The organism is Rhodococcus sp. IEGM 1408 (assembly GCF_033142235.1).
Taxonomy (GTDB): Bacteria; Actinomycetota; Actinomycetes; order Mycobacteriales; family Mycobacteriaceae; genus Dietzia.
On sequence record NZ_JAWLRW010000006.1, the window covers coordinates 202,480 to 221,359 of the forward strand.

At 69.8% G+C, this 18,880-nt stretch carries 17 protein-coding genes; 8 read left to right on the forward strand and 9 right to left on the reverse strand.

Going from position 1 to position 18,880, the window contains the following annotated elements; all coding sequences use genetic code 11:
- Positions 1 to 36 precede the first annotated feature (36 nt).
- Positions 37 to 1,662, reverse strand: coding sequence for an FAD-dependent oxidoreductase (locus R4P08_RS11580; RefSeq protein ID WP_317814006.1), 1,626 nt, complete (start codon positions 1,660 to 1,662; stop codon positions 37 to 39).
- A gap of 231 nt (positions 1,663 to 1,893) precedes the next feature.
- Between R4P08_RS11580 and R4P08_RS11585 the strand changes: the two genes are divergently transcribed.
- Both R4P08_RS11585 and R4P08_RS11590 read left to right on the forward strand, forming a co-directional pair.
- Positions 1,894 to 2,394 (forward strand): DUF3253 domain-containing protein, encoded by a 501-nt coding sequence (locus R4P08_RS11585; RefSeq protein ID WP_317814007.1) that lies wholly within the window; start codon positions 1,894 to 1,896, stop codon positions 2,392 to 2,394.
- Positions 2,395 to 2,529: 135 nt separating this feature from the next.
- Positions 2,530 to 3,687 (forward strand): acyl-CoA dehydrogenase family protein, encoded by a 1,158-nt coding sequence (locus R4P08_RS11590; RefSeq protein WP_317814008.1) that lies wholly within the window; start codon positions 2,530 to 2,532, stop codon positions 3,685 to 3,687.
- Positions 3,688 to 3,768: 81 nt separating this feature from the next.
- Here R4P08_RS11590 and R4P08_RS11595 read toward each other — a convergent pair whose 3' ends face one another.
- The 3 genes from R4P08_RS11595 to R4P08_RS11605 form a co-directional block, all read right to left on the reverse strand.
- Positions 3,769 to 4,158, reverse strand: a complete 390-nt coding sequence (locus R4P08_RS11595; RefSeq protein WP_317814009.1) for a VOC family protein — start codon at positions 4,156 to 4,158, stop codon at positions 3,769 to 3,771.
- A gap of 236 nt (positions 4,159 to 4,394) precedes the next feature.
- A complete protein-coding gene (locus R4P08_RS11600; protein WP_317814010.1) occupies positions 4,395 to 4,811 on the reverse strand; it encodes a cytochrome c oxidase subunit 4 in 417 nt (138 codons plus the stop codon).
- A 35-nt stretch (positions 4,812 to 4,846) separates the two neighbouring features.
- The gene (locus R4P08_RS11605; protein ID WP_317814011.1) at positions 4,847 to 5,965 is read right to left on the reverse strand and encodes a cytochrome c oxidase subunit II; all 1,119 of its coding nucleotides are present in this window, start codon (positions 5,963 to 5,965) and stop codon (positions 4,847 to 4,849) included.
- 227 nt (positions 5,966 to 6,192) lie between these two features.
- Here R4P08_RS11605 and asnB point away from each other — a divergent pair, with 227 nt between their 5' ends.
- The gene (gene asnB, locus R4P08_RS11610) at positions 6,193 to 8,118 is read left to right on the forward strand and encodes an asparagine synthase (glutamine-hydrolyzing) (RefSeq protein WP_317814012.1); all 1,926 of its coding nucleotides are present in this window, start codon (positions 6,193 to 6,195) and stop codon (positions 8,116 to 8,118) included.
- 165 nt (positions 8,119 to 8,283) lie between these two features.
- Here the strand turns inward: asnB and R4P08_RS11615 are convergent, their stop codons facing one another.
- Together R4P08_RS11615 and R4P08_RS11620 are read right to left on the reverse strand one after the other, a co-directional pair.
- The gene (locus R4P08_RS11615; RefSeq protein ID WP_317814013.1) at positions 8,284 to 9,261 is read right to left on the reverse strand and encodes a carbohydrate kinase family protein; all 978 of its coding nucleotides are present in this window, start codon (positions 9,259 to 9,261) and stop codon (positions 8,284 to 8,286) included.
- Positions 9,262 to 9,326: 65 nt separating this feature from the next.
- Positions 9,327 to 9,680, reverse strand: a complete 354-nt coding sequence (locus R4P08_RS11620) for an iron-sulfur cluster assembly accessory protein (RefSeq protein ID WP_317814014.1) — start codon at positions 9,678 to 9,680, stop codon at positions 9,327 to 9,329.
- Positions 9,681 to 9,848: 168 nt separating this feature from the next.
- Between R4P08_RS11620 and R4P08_RS11625 the strand changes: the two genes are divergently transcribed.
- Genes R4P08_RS11625 through R4P08_RS11635 form a run of 3 tightly spaced genes read left to right on the forward strand, consistent with a single transcriptional unit; the run spans position 9,849 to position 13,214 of the window.
- Entirely contained in the window at positions 9,849 to 10,544 is a 696-nt protein-coding gene (locus tag R4P08_RS11625) for a DUF3043 domain-containing protein (protein WP_317814015.1), read from the forward strand.
- Between the two features lie 33 nt (positions 10,545 to 10,577).
- A complete protein-coding gene (gene cobT, locus R4P08_RS11630) occupies positions 10,578 to 12,386 on the forward strand; it encodes a nicotinate-nucleotide--dimethylbenzimidazole phosphoribosyltransferase (RefSeq protein WP_317814016.1) in 1,809 nt (602 codons plus the stop codon).
- Between the two features lie 6 nt (positions 12,387 to 12,392).
- Entirely contained in the window at positions 12,393 to 13,214 is an 822-nt protein-coding gene (locus R4P08_RS11635) for an adenosylcobinamide-GDP ribazoletransferase (protein ID WP_317814017.1), read from the forward strand.
- Positions 13,215 to 13,289: 75 nt separating this feature from the next.
- On the opposite strand, the gene R4P08_RS11640 is transcribed toward R4P08_RS11635, so the two are convergent.
- Positions 13,290 to 14,381 carry a branched-chain amino acid aminotransferase gene (locus tag R4P08_RS11640; protein WP_317814018.1) on the reverse strand — a complete coding sequence of 364 codons (1,092 nt, stop codon included), beginning with the start codon at positions 14,379 to 14,381 and terminating at the stop codon, positions 13,290 to 13,292.
- 30 nt (positions 14,382 to 14,411) lie between these two features.
- Entirely contained in the window at positions 14,412 to 15,524 is a 1,113-nt protein-coding gene (gcvT, locus tag R4P08_RS11645; RefSeq protein WP_317814019.1) for a glycine cleavage system aminomethyltransferase GcvT, read from the reverse strand.
- 144 nt (positions 15,525 to 15,668) lie between these two features.
- On the opposite strand from gcvT, the gene R4P08_RS11650 reads away from it, so the two are divergent.
- On the forward strand, positions 15,669 to 17,234 hold the full coding sequence (locus tag R4P08_RS11650) for a leucyl aminopeptidase (protein ID WP_317814020.1): 1,566 nt from the start codon (positions 15,669 to 15,671) through the stop codon (positions 17,232 to 17,234).
- 38 nt (positions 17,235 to 17,272) lie between these two features.
- Here the strand turns inward: R4P08_RS11650 and R4P08_RS11655 are convergent, their stop codons facing one another.
- A complete protein-coding gene (locus tag R4P08_RS11655; protein ID WP_317814021.1) occupies positions 17,273 to 17,638 on the reverse strand; it encodes an oxidoreductase in 366 nt (121 codons plus the stop codon).
- A 313-nt stretch (positions 17,639 to 17,951) separates the two neighbouring features.
- Between R4P08_RS11655 and R4P08_RS11660 the strand changes: the two genes are divergently transcribed.
- The coding region (locus R4P08_RS11660; protein WP_317814022.1) for a biotin/lipoyl-containing protein at positions 17,952 to 18,880 on the forward strand (929 nt) is incomplete at its 3' end.

The window sequence follows — 18,880 nt, forward strand, 5'->3', positions numbered from 1 at the left end:
GTGCCCGCCTGGCCGGGCGGGCGGACACCAGCGGGGTCACGGGTGGATCGGGAGCGGCTCACCCGCCATGTCCGCCACCGCCCGGTAGGCCATGGTCATCCCGGAGCCGAGCGGCACGCCGGGGCCCGGGTAGGCCTCGCCGGACACGGACGCCGATGAGTTGCCCGCCGCGTACAACCCCGGGATCGGCGCACCGTCCGTACCCAGCACGGCGCCGTCCGGGTTGATCACCGCGCCGCCCTTGGTCCCCAGATCGCCGATGACCAGCCGCACGGCGTGCAGCCGCGTGCCCGTCACCGGCCGAAGGCATTCACCGGGCGTGGAGGCTCCCAGGAAGAAGCGGCCATAGGGGTCCTCGCCCCGCCCGAAGTCGGCGTCTCTCCCCTGTTCGGCGAATCCGTTGAACCGTTCCACGCTCTCGCCGAGCGCGGTCGGGTCGAGGCCCGTCGCCGCCGCCAGCTCTCCGATCGACTCGGCGGTGTGCCAGAGACCGACCTCCCGCAGCTGGGCATGGTCGGGTGCGGGCACGCAGATCGCCGGGAATCCGCCCGCCTCGCTGTCATCAAAGACAAACCAGAACTCGTCTCCCGCGCCAGCCGCCATCCGGGCGTGCATCTGACGGCCCATCTGGTCGTAGGGCAGGAGCTCGTTGGCAAAGCGCCTCCCGGTCCCGTCGACGATGATCCCCGAACGGAAACCCAGGGTGAAGGCGGCGTGGCCATTCGGGAACAGGGTCGCGGGACACCACCACGACTGGTCGAGCAGGTCGAACTTCGCGTCGACCTCCTCGAACATGCGGATCGCGTCGCCCGAGCCGGTGTCGGGGTGCGAGGCCGACCAGTCGGCGGTCGGCATCTGCTGCCAGCGCGCACGGAGTTCCGCGGAACGCTCGAAACCACCGGCGGCCACCAGCACCCCCCGGCGGGCACCGAGCACGTGCCGGCCGGACTCGTCGCTCACCACGACCCCGACGACCCGGCCGTCGTCGTCCCGGAGGAGCTTCTCTGCTGCGGTCCCCAGTCGCAGCTCGGCGTTCTCCTTTCCGTCCAGTGCCAGGACCAGGCGGGCCACCCAGGCACGTCCTCCCTCGAGCCTGGACGGATCCTCGGCCGCGCCGAACAGGTCCACCGGGACAGCGGAGCGGATGTCGGAGGCGCGGGCGCCGATCTCCCCTGCCTTGACAGGCTTGGGGTAGATGCTGCGACCGACCTCCTGCCGACCCGGCGCCGCGAAGTAGTCGGGAAACGCCTGGAACCTGGTCTGGATGCCCAATTCCTCCTGCAGGAAATCAACCACCTGAGGTCCGGTGTTCAAGAACGCGTCCTGCAGCTCCTGGTCGGTACGGTCGCCCACCACCGCACGGAAGTAGGTCCGCCCCTCCTCGACAGAATCCTCCAGTCCGTCACGCGCGAGGACCGCATTCCCGGGAAGCCAGACGCCACCGCCGGAGTACGCGGACGTACCGCCGAAGCGGTCGGTCTTCTCGACGAGACAGGTTGTCAGCCCACGTGACGCAGCGGCCGCAGCGCCGAAGAGAGCCGCGATCCCCGATCCCACCACCACGACATCGAATTCCGCGTCGACCGCATGGTCTGTTGCGGTATCGGCTGACTTCTCGGCTGTGTTGTCCTGCGCCACCACGGGCACCCCTAGTCTTGTCATCACCGGTCGACTCATTGCCGGTCGACTCATTGCCGGTCGACCTGATTAAACTGGAACAGGTTCCACCTTAGCGGCCGGCCTGTGACCGTTGGATGGGTATTGCTCGCGGAGATGGCTGGATGATCAAAGAGGCAACACGACCCCGCGGCGGTCGTCGGCTCGCCGCTCGCGCCGCGAACGAGCCGGTGGAGATTCGTGACAACAGCTCCGTACGAGGTGCATGATCGCGACATGAGCGGAAACGACGTCGAGCACACCGAGGACGGCCGCTACATCGTCGTGAACGGGAGGCGGTGGCGAGCAACGGACCCGTCGATCCCGGAGAATCTGCGGGCCGAACTCGTCAAGGCACTCATGACTGGACGTCGCCTCGTGAAGACCCAAGGTGATGCCGCGCGGGTGATGGTGAATGACGCGAAGGTGGCCCTCGGCGAACGCGGTGACCCTTGGTGGGAGCCGACAGGCGAGGGCACCCGGGAGCGCCTCGCGGCGACGATCCGGACTCTGCTCCGGTCCCGCGGTGAGGGCTCGATCTGCCCGAGCGATGCCGCGCGCACGATGGGAGGGGAGAATTGGCAGGACCTCATGGACACCGCGCGTGACGTGGCATTCACCCTCCGTGACGATGGAGTCGTCGCCGTCCAACAGCGAGGTGAGGATGTGTCCGGGACCGATGTCCGCGGCCCGATCAGGATCACCGCCGCCGACGGCCTGGAGTTCCGACCCACCTAGGCGGACGCCACACTCTGGCTGGCGGTCCGCGCCATATCCCCGCTCGCACCCTTGTACGATTGCGACCAGTAGAAGATCATTCACCCGGCGCCCGCGACACGCTGTCGGCGGAGCGTCCAATGGAGAGGCATACCCTTGCGTCGTACCGTTTTCCAGGAAGACCACGAGGCCTTCCGCCAGACCCTCCGCGACTTCATCGAGTCCGAGGTCTCCCCCCACTTCCAGGAATGGTTTGACGCCGGCATCGTCCCGCGCGAGTTCTACTACAAGCTCGCCGACCTGGGATTGTTCGGCATCAACGTCGATGAGGAGTACGGCGGCGCGGGGATCGACTCGCACAAGTTCGAGGCCATCCAGTCCGAGGAGGTCGCCCGCGCCGGCGTGAACTTCGGTGGCTCCGGTGTCCACGTGCTGCTGGGGCTGCCCTACATCAAGGCGCTGGCCACCCCGGAGCAGAAGCAGCGGTACCTGCCCAAGTTCGTCTCCGCCGAGGAGATGTGGGCGCTGGCCATGACCGAGCCCGGCACCGGGTCGGACCTGGCCGGGATGAAGAGCACCGCCCGCCTGTCCGCAGACGGCACCCACTACCTGCTCAACGGCGCCAAGACCTTCATCACGGGCGGTGTCCACGCCGACCGCGTCATCGTGGCCGCGCGCACCGCGCCCCCTCGCGAGGACGACCGCCGCTTCGGTATCTCGCTGCTGGCCGTCGATACCAAGCTCGAGGGCTACTCGGTCGGCCGCAAGCTCGACAAGGTCGGCCTGCGGACCTCCGACACCGCTGAGCTGTCCTTCACCGACGTCAAGGTACCGGTCGAGGACCTGCTGGGCGAGGAGAACCGCGGCTTCTACTACCTCGGCCAGAACCTGCCGTCCGAACGCTGGGGCATCGCCTACGGCGCCTACGCCCAGGCCGCGGCGGCCGTGCGCTTCGCCAAGGAGTACACCCAGCAGCGCACCGTGTTCGGCAAGGAGGTCGCCTCCTTCCAGAACACCAAGTTCGAGCTCGCCGCCTGCCAGGCCAAGGTCGACGCCGCCCAGGCGGTTGCGGACCGTGCTCTCGAGGCGCTGGACGCCGGCGAGCTGACCGCGGCGGAGGCGGCCTCCGCAAAGCTGTTCTGCACGGAGATCGCCGCCGAGGTCATCGACCGCTGCCTGCAGCTGCACGGTGGCTACGGTTTCATGAACGAGTACCCGATCGCGCGTCTGTACTCCGACAACCGCGTGAACCGCATCTACGGCGGCACCAACGAGGTCATGAAGACCATCATCGCCAAGGACATGGGTCTGTAGTCCCAGCGACATCACCGAGAGTCGGGCTCGGGCCACTGCATCGCGCAGGGCCCGGGCCCGACCGCTTTCTTCTGAGCCGCGCTATTCGGTACACAGGCAGAACGGATGCCCGACCGGGTCGAGGTACACCACGAAGCCGTCGCCGGAGCCCGGTTGGGTCTCGTGCCGTCGGGCTCCAGCCGCCAGGACGGCCGGTTCGGCGTCCTCGATCGAGTCCACGTAGAAGTCCATGTGCATCTGCTGCGGGATCGCACCCTCCGGCCAGGTGGGCGGACGCAAGTCGGGAACCTGCTGGAATCCCAGCGCCACGGAGCGCCCGTCCCCGTCCGGCGGCACGACGTCCACCCAATCCGCGTTCTGGGGATTCGGCTGGACCTGCCAGCCGAGCATCCCGGCGTAGAAGTCGGCGAGCGCGCGGGGGTCGGGACAGTCGAGCGCGACGACCATGCGCCGCAGGGAGATCCGGGACATCCCACGACGGTAATCCCGGACATGCCGGTTCATCAAGGACTCCGCCTCGCGGCCGTGCGCCGAGCCAGGCCTGCGTCAACCCAGTGCTCGGAGCGAATACAGTGCTCGGAGCGAACCCGGTGCACGGAGCGAACCCGGTGCACCGAGCGAATACAGTGCTCGGAGCGACCTGCTCCCACGACAAGACGAGGCCCCCACCTGCCAGGGTGAGGGCCTCGTCGATGTCTACCGGGGTGTCAGTGCTTCTCCCGGCCCCAGTGGTACTCGAAGACCAGCGCGGAGGCCGTGATGATCACCGCGACAGCGCCGGCGATCAGGATCCACCAGTTCCAGAATGCGGCGCCGTAGGCGAGGAAGAAGATCGAGAGGGCCATGAAGAACGGCCAGTAGCTGTGCGGGCTGAAGAACCCCAGCTCACCCGCTCCGTCCGAGATCTCAGCCTCTTCGTAGTCCTCGGGAAGCGTGCTGATGCGGCGCGCCACAAAGCGGAGGTAGCCACCGATGAGAAGGCAGAGCCCGGCGGAGAGCACCATGGCGGTGGTGCCGACCCACTCCACACCGGATCGCGAGGTGCCGGTGAGGTAGGCGTACGCGATTCCCACGACGGCGAGGAAGATCACCAGACCATCGAAGATTCTTACTGTTGCGTTCATCGTGCAGAGCCCTTCGCGTGATACCGGGAGAGACGTCAGTTAGCGGATGCGTTCTCGATGATGTTGTTCTGGTCGCGGGTGTCGCTGCGACCGGTCTTGAACGGCGACGTGGACGTGGAGTACGGCTCCTGGCCGATGGACTCCAGCGCCTCCGCGTTGGACGCGGTCGGGTTGTCCTGACGGAACTGGATGTACTGCGCGAAGTCCTCGGGCGAGACGGCCCGGAGCTCGAAGTTCATCATGGCGTGGTAGGCACCACACATCTCAGCGCACCGTCCGACGAACGCGCCCTCACGCTCGAGCTCGGAGATCTGGAACATGCTCAGCTGCTGGTTCTTGCCGGGGTGCGGCATGACGTCCAGCTTGAAGATGAACTCGGGGATCCAGAAGGAGTGGACCACGTCGGCCGCGGCGAGGCGGAACTCGATCCGCGTGTCGGTCGGCAGCACCAGCACCGGGACCTCCTCGGAGGTACCAACGGTCTCGATGTTGTTGTAGTGCAGGTACGACTTGTCCTCGGCGAGGCGCCCGTGGATGGGCCCGCCCGCAGCCGGCTCATCGTGGTGGCCGAGCGCCTCACGCTGCTCCTCGGAGAGGACACCGGCCTCCTGCGCATCGCGCGTGGCCTCCTGGTTGGTGCCGTCCGCGATGTTCACCCCGGCGACGTCGACCTTGTTGTAGCCGAACTTCCAGTTCCACTGGAACGCGGTGACGTCCACCTTGACGCCGACCTCCTCCTCCGGACGGAGGTCGAGGACCTTGTTCTGGGTGATGACGGTGAAGTAGAAGAGCACGGAGATGATCACGAACGGCACGGCCGTGTAGATCAGCTCGAGCGGGACGTTGTACGCCGTCTGGCGCGGGAACTCCCCGTTGTCGTTCTTCCGCTTGCGGTGGAAGGCCATCGACCAGAAGATCAGGCCCCACACGAAGAAGCCGATGATCAGCGAGGTGACCACGACGAGGGTCCAGAACTCGCGCACGGCGATGCCCTCGGGTGTGATCCCGTTGGGGAACCCGAAGTTCATGGTCTGGTTCCACCACTTGTTATCGGTGTGGAGGCTACAACCGGACAACAAAACGCCTAAAGTGCCCAGAGACACCGCGAGTGCAGCCCTGCGCGTCCGACGACGCCCGTCACGCTGTTCCACCATCACGCCTTCCTGATCAGCGGCACCGGCCACGTGGCCGGGACACCTTAGAAGAGTAGACCACTGCTCTCAGTTTGGAAGCCGCGGGTCCCGGCATTTCACCGAACTGCCCCCCTCCCCGTCCGGCGACCCGGCCGGGATGTTCTGGAGCAGTAGTATTCGAACCCATCGCGACCCGCAGACGCGGGTCCTGCCCCACCCCCGACGACGATCGACGAGGTACCCGACGAATGTGTGGCCTGCTTGGTCTGCTCACCCCCGACGGGTCCGCCCGTACCCATGAATCGAGGGTCCTGGACGCGATGGGATGCCAGCGTCACCGCGGTCCCGACGAGGTCGGGACATGGGTCGACGGCGACCTGACGTTCGGTTTCAACCGCCTGTCGATCATCGACATCGCCCACTCGCACCAGCCGCTGCGCTGGGGGCCGCCCGAGCAACCCGATCGCTATGCCCTGACCTTCAACGGTGAGATCTACAACTACCTGGAGCTCCGCGCGGAGCTCACGGCGGAGTTCGGGGCCGAGTTCGAGACCGGGGGCGACGGCGAGCCGATCATCGTCGCGTTCCACCACTGGGGCCCGGCCGCCGTCAACCGGCTCCGCGGGATGTTCGCCTTCGCCATCTGGGACACCGTCGAGCGCACGCTGTTCGTGGCCCGCGACCCGTTTGGCATCAAGCCGCTCTACATGGCCACCGGCCCCGGGGGCACCGCGTTCGCGAGCGAGAAGAAGTCGATCACCGAACTGGTCGACCTCCTCGCCGTCGACACCTCTCTCGACACCCGCGCCCTCCAGCACTACGTCACCCTCCAGTACGTCCCGGAGGACGAGACGCTGACCCGCGGTGTCCGCCGCCTCGAGTCCGGCTGCCACGCCACCCTCTCCCCCGGCACCGCCCCGGTGATCGAGCGGTACTTCGAGCCGACCTTCCCGGTCGTCCCGATTGCCGACGGAGAGGCACAGCGTCGCTACGACGAGATCGCAGCCGCGCTCGAGGACTCCGTGGCCAAGCACATGCGCGCCGACGTCACCGTGGGATCCTTCCTGTCCGGCGGGATCGACTCCACCGCGATCGCCGCGCTCGCCCGCCGACACAACGAGAACCTCCTGACCTTCACCACCGGTTTCGAGCGGGACGGTTACTCGGAGGTCGACGTGGCAGCCGAGTCCGCCGCCGCGATCGGGGTGGAGCACATCGTCAAGGTGGTCTCGCCCGAGGAGTTCTCCGCCGCCATCCCCGAGATCATCTGGTACCTCGACGAGCCCGTTGCGGATCCGGCACTGGTCCCGCTGTACTTCGTGGCCCGCGAGGCCCGCAAGCACGTCAAGGTGGTCCTCTCGGGCGAGGGCGCCGATGAGCTCTTCGGCGGCTACACCATCTACAAGGAGCCGCTCTCGCTGGCGCCGTTCGAGAAGGTTCCCGGGGGGATCCGGCGGGCCCTGGGCCGGCTGAGTACCAAGATCCCCGACGGCACCCGCGGCAAGAGCCTGCTGCACCGCGGATCGATGAGCCTGGAGGACCGCTACTACGGCAACGCGCGCTCGTTCTCCGAGGACCAGGTGCGCTCGGTCCTCAAGGACTACCGACCGGAGTGGGGCCACCAGGACGTCACGGCGCCGATCTACGAGCGCTCCCGCGGCTGGGACCCCGTGGCCCGCATGCAACACCTGGACCTGTTCACGTGGCTGCGCGGCGACATCCTGGTCAAGGCGGACAAGGTGACCATGGCCAACTCGCTCGAACTGCGGGTGCCGTTCCTGGACCGTGAGGTCTACGAGGTCGCCTCCCGCCTGCCCCATACGGAGAAGGTGGCGCACGGCACCACCAAGTACGCGCTGCGTCGCGCGCTGGAGGGGATCGTGCCCGCGCACGTTCTACACCGGAAGAAGCTCGGGTTCCCCGTCCCGATGCGCCACTGGCTGGCCGGGCCGGAGCTGCACGACTGGGCGCGCGAGCACGTCATGGCCTCGGGCACCGCTGAGTTCATCGACTCCGGCGCGGTGCTGCGGATGCTCGACGAGCACCGGGCCGGCACCTCCGACCACAGCCGCCGGATCTGGACCATGCTGTGCTTCATGATCTGGCACGGGATCTTTGTGGAGGGTCGGATCACCCCGCAGATCGAGCAGCGGGACTACCCCGTCCGGCTCTAGCTGCACACCCCTGCGGCTCGCCACGCGGCCGGCCCCGGGGCCGCATGGCCCGCACGGCCCGCACGGCCCGCACGGCCCGGATCCATCGAAAAGGACGTTCCGCACACCTCCCTCTCGGGGAATGCGTGCGGAACGCTCTTGTCGATGGGGCCCAGGCGGGGCGGGTCAGGCGGGGAGCAGTGCCGCGAGCTCTTCCGCGGCCTCCTCGCCGTAGGCCGCCGCCAGCCGACGACGCGCGGCGGCGGAATCGATGGTCCACTCCTGGGTACCCGTGGTCTCGAGCACGTGGGTGGCGATGAGCGCGCCGAACTGGGCCGAGCGCTCCAGCGTGAGGCCGTCGAGGACACCCGAGAGGAAACCGGCGCGGAACGCGTCGCCGACACCCGTGGGGTCGAGGAGGTTTTCCGAAGGGACCACGCCCACCTCGAGGGGCTCGGCGCCCTTCTCCACGATCACGACGCCCTTGCCACCCCGGGTGGTGATGCGGGTGCCGACCTTGGAGTCGAGCTCCTCGGCCGTCCACCCGGTCTTGTTGAGGAGCAACTCGTACTCGTACTCGTTGGTGAACAGGTACCGCGCGCCGTCGACCAGCGCGGCGGCCGCCTCGCCGTCGAGGAATGCCAGCTGCTGGGAGGGGTCGGCGGCGAAATCCAGTCCGAGTTCACGGCACTCGGCGGTGTGGGAGTTCATGGCGGTCGGATCGTTGGCGCCGATCAGCACGAGCTCGGGCCGGCCGATCCGCTCGACCAGGCGGGCCAGCGAGATGGTGGCCGCCTCGCCCATCGCGCCGGGGTAGAACGAGGCGAGCTGTGCCATGTCCGCGTCCGTGGTGCACACGAAGCGCGCGGTGTGGAGGGCGGAGCTGATGTGGACGGCCGAACAGTCCACGCCGTGGCGCTCCAACCACTGGCGGTACTCGGCAAAGTCCTCGCCGGCGGCGCCCACCAGGTGGGGCTCACGGCCCAGCACACCGAGCGCGAAGGCGATGTTGCCGCCGACCCCACCCCGGCGGATCTGCAGTGAATCCACGAGGAAGCTCAGCGACACGTGCGCGAGCTGGTCCGGCAGGAGCTGCTCGGAGAACTGACCCGAGAAGGTCATGAGGTGGTCGGTGGCGATGGAACCTGTGATAACTACGGGCATGTCCCAGACAGTAGACGACCCGGGCTGATCAGCGATCAGCCCGGGTCGTCAACGCCAGTGAGCGGTCAGTTGAACGAGTCCCCGCACGCGCAGGAGCCGGTGGCCTGCGGGTTGTCGATGGTGAAGCCCTGCTTCTCGATGGTGTCGACGAAGTCGATCGAAGCCCCCGTGAGGTAGGGCACGCTCATCCGGTCGACGGCGAGCTTGATGCCGTCGAAGTCGTCGATCACGTCGCCGTCGAGCGAGCGGTCATCAAAGAACAGCTGGTACCGCAGGCCGGCACAGCCACCGGGCTGAACGGCGATGCGCAGCGACAGGTCGTCGCGACCCTCCTGGTCGAGGAGGGCCCTGGCCTTCGAGGCGGCGGCGTCGGTGAGCAGTACACCGGTGGCGGTGGTGGCGTTCTCCGCAGTGGTCATGTCGGTTCTCCTTGCGATCCGAGAAGGTCTTCGGTGGCGTCCTGTAGTGATGCAACGCCCACCGGGGAGCTCTCTATTCCCCGGGCTTCCATTCCCCTCCAGACCATACGCCCGGAGTGGCGTACGGGTGAATGTCCGTCGTCCGGACCGATCGCCTAGCCTGGGCATGTGAAGTTGCCTGCATTCCGCTCCAGTAAGAACGATCCCGGCAAAGACTCCGCAGGTCCGGAGGTCGGGCCGGTGGCTGCGTCCGCCGCGGCCGGCGAGTTGTCCGGCGGTGGAGGCCGCCCTGCCGGGAAGGGCAAGCCCACCCCCAGGCGTCGCGACCAGGAGCGGGCGCGTGGTCTGCGGACGGGCCCCGTCACCGCGCCGGTCACCCGCAAGGAGGCCAAGGAGCGTCGGAAGGCCACCGAGGCCAGCATGACCAAGGACGAGCGCAAGGCCGCCCGGGTCAAGCAACGGGAAGAGCGGGAAGAACGCCGCCAGCTCATGATGCAGGGCGACGACCGCTACGTTCTCTCGCGCGACCGCGGCGATGTCCGGCGCTTCACCCGCGACTGGATCGACACCCACCGGCGCCTGATCAACTGGTTCATGCCGCTCGCGCTGTTCGTGATCATCTTCCAGCTCATCCCCGATCCCACGCTCATGGCCTACAGCCAGACGCTGTTCCTGGTGCTCATCGCCGTGGTCATCGTGGACGGCGTCCTCCTGGGCCGGACGGTCAACAGGGCGGTCCGCGAGCGGTTCCCGGACACCGACGACACCGGCTTCGGGCTGGGTTGGTACGCGGTGATGCGCGCGACGCAGCCGCGGATGCTCCGTACCCCGCGCCCCCGGGTCCGCCCGGGCGACGCCATCTGACCTCCCACCGATCCCCGGAAGGCCCTAACCTCCATGCGCCTGCTCGTCCTCGGCGGAACCCGCTCGGGTAAGTCCGCCCACGCCGAGGCGTTGGCCGCCGCCACTGGTACCGACGTGGTGTACGTCGCGACCGCGCGACGTGATCCCGACGACGACGAGATGGCCGGCCGGATCGCCGCGCACACCGGGCGCCGGCCCGCGGAGTGGGCGACCGAGGAGACCACCGAGATCGCCCGGGTGCTGGCGCAGCATCCCCGGGCCACCGTGCTCGTGGACGATCTCGGGGGCTGGCTGACGCACCGGATGGACGCCACCCTCGGGTGGACGGACGGCGGGGCGGCCGTGGCGGACGAGGTCGACGCCCTCGTCTCGGCGGTGGCCGACCATCCCGGCACCCTCATCCTGGTCTCGCCCGAGGTCGGCCTCGGCGTGGTGCCGGACACCCTCGCGGGGCGGCTCTTCTCTGACCTGATCGGGTCGCTCAACCGGCGACTGGCCGACGTCTGCGACTCGGCGGTCCTCGTCGTCGCCGGGCGCGCGCTCCCCCTGGACCCCGCGCCGGGCGGCTCCGGGGCGGGCGGCTCCGGGGCGGGCGACTCAGGGGCGGGGCGACCTCCCGCCCCGTCGTCGGTGACCCCGGTCGCCGCCGCGGTAGCGACCGACACCTCGTCGACCCCCGTCGCCGCCGCCCCCGAGCCCGAGACCGCCCCCGAGCCCGTCTCTGTCGATGACGCTGACCGCGTCGACGCTGCGGTCCCCCACGACTTCCCCGGACTGCGGGACGTCGCCTTCTACGACGACCCCGTGGCCTTCCCCCCGGTCCACCCCCCGTCGCACGCCGTCGCCGACGAGGCCCGCGCCCGACAGCTCGACCTCACCAAGCCGGCGGGCTCCCTCGGGCGTCTGGAGGAACTCGGCGTGTGGATCTCCTCGTGTCAGGAGACCTGCCCGCCGCGGCGGCTCGAGCGCGCCCGGGTGGTGGTGTTCGCGGGTGATCACGGCATCGCCCGACACGGGGTGTCCGCGTATCCGCCCGAGGTCACGCTGCAGATGGCCGACAACATCGTGGGTGGTGGCGCGGCGGTGTCCGTGCTGGCCCGCGCGGCCCGGGCCACGGTCCGGGTCGCGGACATGGCCATGTCCGCCGAGCGTCCCGGCGGTCTGGACGACCACAAGATCCGACGCTCGAGTGGGGCCATCGACCGGGAGGACTCGTTGAGCGCCGAGGAGGTCCGCGCCGCGATCGCCGCGGGCCGGCGGATCGCCGACGAGGAGGTGGATTCCGGGGCGGACCTGCTCATCGCGGGCGATCTCGGGATCGGTAACACCACGCCTGCGACCGTGCTCACCTGCCTGGTCACCGGGCGGGAACCGGTCGAGCTGGTCGGTCGCGGCACCGGGGTCGACGACGAGGGCTGGATGCGCAAGACCGCCGCGATCCGGGATGCCATGTTCCGGACCTCCCGTGACCTGCGGGATCCCGTCGCGATGCTGCGTCGGGTCGCGGGCGCCGACATCGCCGCGATGGCCGGCTTCCTCGCCCAGGCCGCGGTCCGCAAGACCCCCTGCATCCTCGACGGCTCGGTGGTCACCGCTGCCGCGCTGCTGGCCGAATCGCTGGCCCCCGGGTCCCGCCAGTGGTGGGTGTCCGGACACCGGAGCGCCGAACCCGCGCACTCTGCAGCGTTGACCTACCTCTCGCTCGACCCGATCCTCGAGCACTCCATGCGCCTGGGCGAGGGCAGCGGCGCCGTCGCCGCCCTGCCCACCGTCCACGCCGCGATCGCGATCCTCACGGAGATGGCGACCTTCGCCGACGCCGGGGTCAGCGGCAAGGACTGACGTCTCGTGCTCGACGCGGTCCGCCTGTCCCTGTCCTGGATGACGGTGCTCCCCGTCGGCCGACCCGGGATCCCGGACGCGGCCGCCGCCGGTCGGTCGATGACGGCGATGCCGGTCGTGGGGTTGGTCTGCGGGACCGTCGCCACCGCGGCCGCCCACGCCGCGCACGCGCTCGGGGCCGGGCCTGTGATCTCCGGTGTCGTCGGGGTGACTGTAGTGCTGGCGCTGACTCGCGGGATGCACGTGGACGCGCTGGCCGACACCGTCGACGGACTGGGCTCGTACGCCGGTCCCGACCGTGCACTGGAGATCATGAGGTCAGGGTCCGTGGGCCCGATGGGGGCGGCGGCCCTGGTCCTGGTATTGCTCGCCGAGGTCGCCGCGCTCGGGACGCTGGTCGGGTCCGGCGCGTGGCTCGCGCCGATCGCGGCCTTTGTCCTGTCGCGGTGCCTGCCCGTGGTCCAGCTCCGGCGTGGGGTGCCCGCGGCGTCCCCGTCAGGCTTCGGCGCGCTGGTCGCCGGGTCGCAGTCGCGGGCCGCGGTACTGGCGGTCGGGCTGGTGTGCGCGGCGGCGGGGGCCGGCCTGGCGGGTTCCGGGTGGTCCGGAGCCGAGTGGTCCGGATCCGGTTGGTCCGGGGCCGGGCTGTCCGGGGCGCTCTGGTGGGCGCCTGTCGCCGGGGCTGCCGTCGGCATCGCCGCGTACTGCGCGGCCGCGGGCTTCGCCCGGCACGCCGTCCGCCGGCTCGGTGGCATCAACGGGGACGTCCTGGGGGCGGGAATCGAGCTGGGCGCGGCCGCGGCGCTCGTCGCGGCCGTGCTCCTGCTCTGACAATGCGAGAGACACGTGCACGAATCCCTCTTCTCGACGGGATCGGCGGGGCCGGGCGGAACGCGTCGAGGACGGTCAGTCCAGGCTGGTCATCCAGCCGAACGTGTCCTCCACCGAGCCGCGCTGGATCCCGGTGAGCGTCTCACGCAGCAGCATGGTGATCTCGCCGGGGCCGCCGTCGCCGACCGTGTACCCGCCGTCGGCATGCTGGACCGAACCGACCGGCGTGATCACCGCGGCCGTGCCGCAGGCGAACACCTCGGTGATCTCGCCCGAAGCCACCCCGGACTCCCACTCCTCGACCGACACCTTCCGCTCCGTCACCCGGTAGCCGAGGTGGCGCGACAGCTGCAGCAGGCTGTCGCGGGTGACACCGGGCAGGAGGGAGCCGGACAACTCCGGTGTGACGATCTCGGCGGAGTCGCCGGAGCCGAAGATGAAGAACAGGTTCATCCCGCCCATCTCCTCGACGTACTTGCGCTCGATGGCGTCCAGCCAGACCACCTGGTCGCAGCCCTTCTCGGCGGCCTGCTCCTGAGCGGCCAGGGACGCCGCGTAGTTCCCGCCGAACTTGGCCGCGCCGGTGCCGCCCGGGCTTGCCCGCACGTACTCGGTGCTCAGCCAGACACTCACCGGAGCCACGCCCCTGGAGAAGTAGGCCCCGGCGGGTGAGGCGATCACGGAATACAGGTACTCGTTGGCGGGCCGGACGCCCAGCCCGGTCTCGGTCGCGATCATGAACGGCCGCAGGTACAGCGACTCCTCGCCGCCGGCGGCGGGGACCCAGTCCCGGTCGATCGCGACGATCTGACGCAGCGACTCCATGAAGAGTTCCTCCGGGAGCTGCGGCATGGCAAGGCGCTTCGCGGAACGGTTGAACCGGGCGGCGTTCTGCTCGGGGCGGAAGGACGCGATCGAGTCGTCGGCCTGGCGGTAGGCCTTAAGGCCCTCGAAGATCGTCTGGGCGTAGTGCAGAACCACCGCGGAGGGGTCGATCGACAGCGGGGCGTAGGCCTCGACGACCGGTGTCCCCCAGGTGCCGTCCGAGTACGGGAGGGTGATCATGTGGTCGGTGAAGTGCCGACCGAACCCGGGCTCGGCCAGGATGGCCTGACGCTCCTCGGCCGACTTCGGGGAGGCCGACGGGCGGATATCGAACTGGGACATGTCGTCTCGCTTAGGTGAGAAGGGGCGGGGCTAGCGGGTGTGGATCTCCACGAGCGGGGGTACCGCGAGGCGGCACGGTACCTCTCGTCCCCGTACGTCGACGACGACCTCGTCGCCCTTCTTCAGCCCGGCGTCCAACGCGATGAACGCGAGCGCGATCCCCGTCTTGAGGGTGGGCGAGAACGTGCCCGAACTGGTCACGCCGACTTCCTGCCCGCCGGCTCGGACGGACTGGCCCGCGCGGGGGATGCCGCGTCCGGTGACCTCGAGGGCGTACATGCGCCGGGCGGGCCCGGCCGCCTTCTGACGGAGCAGCTCCTCGCGGCCCCAGAAGGACGGCTTGTCCCAGCCGATGGCCCAGGCGCAGCGGGCCTCGAGCGGGCTCAGGTCTAACGAGAGCTCGTTGCCGTGGAGCGGGTAACCGGCCTCGGTGCGCAGCGAGTCGCGGGCGCCGAGGCCACACAGCGCGCCCTCGCGGGACAGCACCTGCTCGGCGAGCGCGTCCCAGATCGGGCCGGCCTGGTCCCATTCGGGCAGGACCTCGAATCCGTACTCACCCGTGTACCCCGTGCGGCAGACCCGGACGGAGCTACCGCCCCAGTCCGCGTCGGCGTAGGCCATGTAGTCCAGGTCGGTGGGCAAGCCGAGCGCGGTGAGGACCTCCCCGGCGAGCGGGCCCTGGACGGCGAGCACGGCGCGCGAACGGTGCTCGTCGGTCACGCTCACCCCGGGCGCACGCTCGGCGGCGGCGGCCTGCAGCCGCCTGACCACCTCGGCAGTGTTGGCGGCGTTGGGGATGAGGAAGATCTCCTCGTCCGACACCCGGTAGGCGATGAGGTCGTCCACCACTCCCCCGGACTCGTCGCAGCACAGCGTGTACTGCGCGCTACCAGCGGAGATCCGGTCGAGGTCATTGGTGAAGCACGTGTTGACGAACTCCGCCGCCCCCGGGCCGGCGACGAGCGCCTTGCCCAGGTGGCTCACGTCGAACAGCCCCACGGCCGTTCGGGTGGCGGTGTGCTCGGCGACGGTTCCGGAATACTGGACCGGCATGGACCAACCCCCGAAGGCGGCGAAGGCAGCCCCTGCCTGCGCGTGTCGAGAGTGCAGTGGCCCCTCGCTGAGGTCCCCGGTGTCCGACATCTCGACTACTCCTCGCGCTCTCCCGTACGGCTGTGCTCCTACGTTAGTCGATAGACTATGGTGCCCTCGCCGTGGCGGTCCCGCCGCGTGCGGGCGGGCGGCCACGGCCCCCCGTGAATCCCAACTGACCACCAGGAGCGCTTAATGCCGACTGCGCAGTCGATCCTCACCCACACCCCGGACCTCGCCCCGCTCGAGGCGGTCACGACAGCTGTCGAGTCTGATGTCGTGGTGATCGGCATCGCCGCGGACGCCAGCGGCGCCAATGGCGCTGATGGCTCTGATGGCGCAGGGAAGGCGGGGGCAACCCCCGTCGTCGTCGCCCCCGGTCTCTCCCACGACGCCGCCGCCGCGGTCGCCGCGGCGGCGCGCTCCGTCGGCGCCTCCACCAAGGTCGGCTCCACCACCCGCCTCCCCGCACCCCAGGGCGTCCCCGGCGGTTCGGTGGTCCTGGTCGGCCTCGGATCCTCCGACGCCGAGGTCTCCGACGAGTCGCTGCGCCGCGCCGCCGGAGCCGCCGCCCGCGCCTGCCGCGGGCTCGGGTCAGCTCTCGTGCTGCTCGACGCCGACCGCGCCGAGGCCGTCGCGCTCGGCGCGGGGCTCGGATCGTTCCGCCCGGCCAAGGTCACCGCCAAGACCGACGACGACGACACGGCGGCGGATGCGCTCCGGATCCTCACCTCCGAGGGCTCCACCGACGCCGTCACCCGTGCGGCCGCGATCGTCGAGTGTGTGGGTCTGGCCCGCGACCTGGTCAACACCCCGCCCAACCTGCTCTTCCCCGGTTCCTTTGCCGACCGCGCCGCAGAGCTCGGCACCGCCGCCGGCCTCGAGGTCGAGGTGCTGGACGAGTCCGCGCTGGCCGCCGGCGGGTTCGGCGGGATCCTCGCGGTGGGCAACGGCTCGTCCCGGCCGCCGCGCCTGGTCCGCCTGACGCACCGCGGCGCCGAGGGGCGCCCCACCGTTGCGTTGGTGGGCAAGGGAGTCACCTTCGACACCGGCGGCATCTCCATCAAGCCGGCCGCCGGCATGGAGCAGATGACCATGGACATGGGCGGCGCGGCCGCGGTCGTCGCGACCGTCATCCTGGCCGCCCGCCTCGGACTCGACCTGACCGTGGTGGCCACCGTGCCGATGGCGGAGAACATGCCGTCGTCGACCGCGTACCGGCCCGGCGACGTCCTGACCATGTATGGCGGCACGACCGTCGAGGTGCAGAACACCGACGCCGAGGGCCGGCTCATCCTGGCCGACGCGATCGTCCGCGCCTGCGAGGACTCCCCCTCCCACCTCATCGACACCGCCACGCTCACCGGCGCCCAGATGGTGGCGCTGGGCAAGAAGACCCCGGGCGTCATGGGTACCGAGGACTTCCGCGACCGGGTCGCCGAGCTCAGCCGGGAGGTGGGCGAGGGTGGATGGCCGATGCCGCTGCCCGAGGAACTCCGCGACGGGCTGGATTCCGAGGTGGCCGACCTGACCAACGTGACCCCGCACCGCTGGGGCGGAATGCTCTCCGCCGGGCTGTTCCTCCAGGAGTTCGTGGCCGAGGGTGTCGAGTGGGCCCACATCGACGTGGCGGGCCCGGCCTACAACGACGGCAGCCCCGAGGGTTACCTGCCCAAGGGCGGCACCGGCGTGCCCGTGCGGACGATGCTCGCGGTCCTCGAGGACATTGCGGACGCTGCGGACACTGCCTCGGCCGGCTGATTCTCACCGCGCCCCCCGGTCGACCAACCAACCGGGGGCTACTGCTCGTCGGCTCCGCGCACCTGCTCGCGGAGCCGACGGGCCCGCTCCTTGCGCTCACGTGCGATCCGAACCTCCGAATACGCCCTCATCCGATCCGGGTAGCCCGACACCGAGGCGTCGTACAGCGGGATCCCCAGTTGCCCGGTGATCTTCCGGGCGGTCGCCACGTCCCCGACGGGCCTGCGGGTCCATTCACCGTCGAAGGCCACCAGGCACAGTCCCGGCACCGAGACCAGGGTCTCGGGTTCGAGGTAGCCCTCGACCCCGACCCTCGTCTTGCACCAGGTGCGTAGATGAGCGAGATCGGCCGGGTCCGCGGGGATCCGGGCCCTCCGACGTCGGAACAGATCTCGGATGGCCACCGTCTGACTCCTCCCGTCGGCCCCCCGTCCGGGGTGGGGCCGCTTGTCGAGAAATGATCGTACCGAGCAACGGCGCCGACGAACTGGCGGGCACCAGCCGGTTCGGGTTCCCGTGGTCGCCCGGATCGGTGCGTCCGCCGACACTGCCCAGTGGCAGAGGGCACAATGGTGAGCGACCATCCGGGCGGCGCTACCGCGTTCCCGCTCCGGACCGTCGTAACGAACCGCTAATCCATAATCCGCAACGCCGCTCGCCGCGGGCGCAGACCGCGCCGGGGAGCAGCGCCCTGAACTCTTGAGGAGCTACGACACCATGGCCTTCTCCGTACAGATGCCGGCTCTCGGTGAATCCGTCAGCGAGGGCACCGTCACCCGCTGGCTCAAGAAGGAGGGGGACACGGTCGAGCTCGACGAGCCGTTGCTCGAGGTCTCGACCGACAAAGTCGACACCGAGATCCCCTCGCCCGCCGCGGGCACGCTGAAGAAGATCGTCGCCGACGAGGACGAGACGGTCGAGATCGGCGCCGAGCTCGCGATCATCGACGACGGCTCCGGCGGTTCGGATGACGCGGACGGTCCGGCCGAGGACACGTCCTCCGACGACGACTCTGACGCCGATGCCTCCGACAGCCAGGGCAGCGCGGACGCCGGCGACGCCGAGTCCGGTAGGGACGACGGCGCGCAGGCCGACCCCGCGCCCGCGAAGAAGTCCTCCGGGGGCGGCAAGGGCACCGAGGTGACAATGCCCGAACTCGGCGAATCCGTCACCGAGGGCACCATCACCAAGTGGCTCAAGGCCGTCGGCGACACCGTCGAGATGGACGAGCCCCTCCTCGAGGTCTCCACCGACAAGGTCGACACCGAGATCCCCTCCCCGGTCGCCGGCACCCTGCAGAAGATCGTCGCCGAAGAAGACGAGACCGTCGACGTCGGCGCCACCCTCGCCGTCATCGGCGACGGCGCCGCATCCGACGACGACGAGCCCGCCGACGAGCCCGAGGACACGTCCTCCGACGACAGCGCAGCCGACGATTTCGCAGCGGATGACTCGACCGAGGACTCGACCGACGACGATGCCAACGGGGCGCCCGCCGCGGAGAAGCCGGCGGCAGAGCCCGCACCGGCCAAGAAGTCCTCCGGGGGCGGCAAGGGCACCGAGGTGACCATGCCCGAACTCGGCGAATCCGTCACCGAGGGCACCATCACCAAGTGGCTCAAGGCCGTCGGCGACACCGTCGAGAT

Coding starts and splice junctions, on each gene's coding strand:
- R4P08_RS11580 (WP_317814006.1), bottom strand. CDS start 1,662: ATGACAAGACTAGGGGTGCCCGTGGTGGCGCAGGACAACACAGCCGAG.
- R4P08_RS11585 (WP_317814007.1), top strand. CDS start 1,894: ATGAGCGGAAACGACGTCGAGCACACCGAGGACGGCCGCTACATCGTC.
- R4P08_RS11595 (WP_317814009.1), bottom strand. CDS start 4,158: ATGTCCCGGATCTCCCTGCGGCGCATGGTCGTCGCGCTCGACTGTCCC.
- R4P08_RS11600 (WP_317814010.1), bottom strand. CDS start 4,811: ATGAACGCAACAGTAAGAATCTTCGATGGTCTGGTGATCTTCCTCGCC.
- R4P08_RS11605 (WP_317814011.1), bottom strand. CDS start 5,965: ATGGTGGAACAGCGTGACGGGCGTCGTCGGACGCGCAGGGCTGCACTC.
- asnB (WP_317814012.1), top strand. CDS start 6,193: ATGTGTGGCCTGCTTGGTCTGCTCACCCCCGACGGGTCCGCCCGTACC.
- R4P08_RS11615 (WP_317814013.1), bottom strand. CDS start 9,261: ATGCCCGTAGTTATCACAGGTTCCATCGCCACCGACCACCTCATGACC.
- R4P08_RS11620 (WP_317814014.1), bottom strand. CDS start 9,680: ATGACCACTGCGGAGAACGCCACCACCGCCACCGGTGTACTGCTCACC.
- cobT (WP_317814016.1), top strand. CDS start 10,578: ATGCGCCTGCTCGTCCTCGGCGGAACCCGCTCGGGTAAGTCCGCCCAC.
- R4P08_RS11640 (WP_317814018.1), bottom strand. CDS start 14,381: ATGTCCCAGTTCGATATCCGCCCGTCGGCCTCCCCGAAGTCGGCCGAG.
- gcvT (WP_317814019.1), bottom strand. CDS start 15,524: ATGTCGGACACCGGGGACCTCAGCGAGGGGCCACTGCACTCTCGACAC.
- R4P08_RS11650 (WP_317814020.1), top strand. CDS start 15,669: ATGCCGACTGCGCAGTCGATCCTCACCCACACCCCGGACCTCGCCCCG.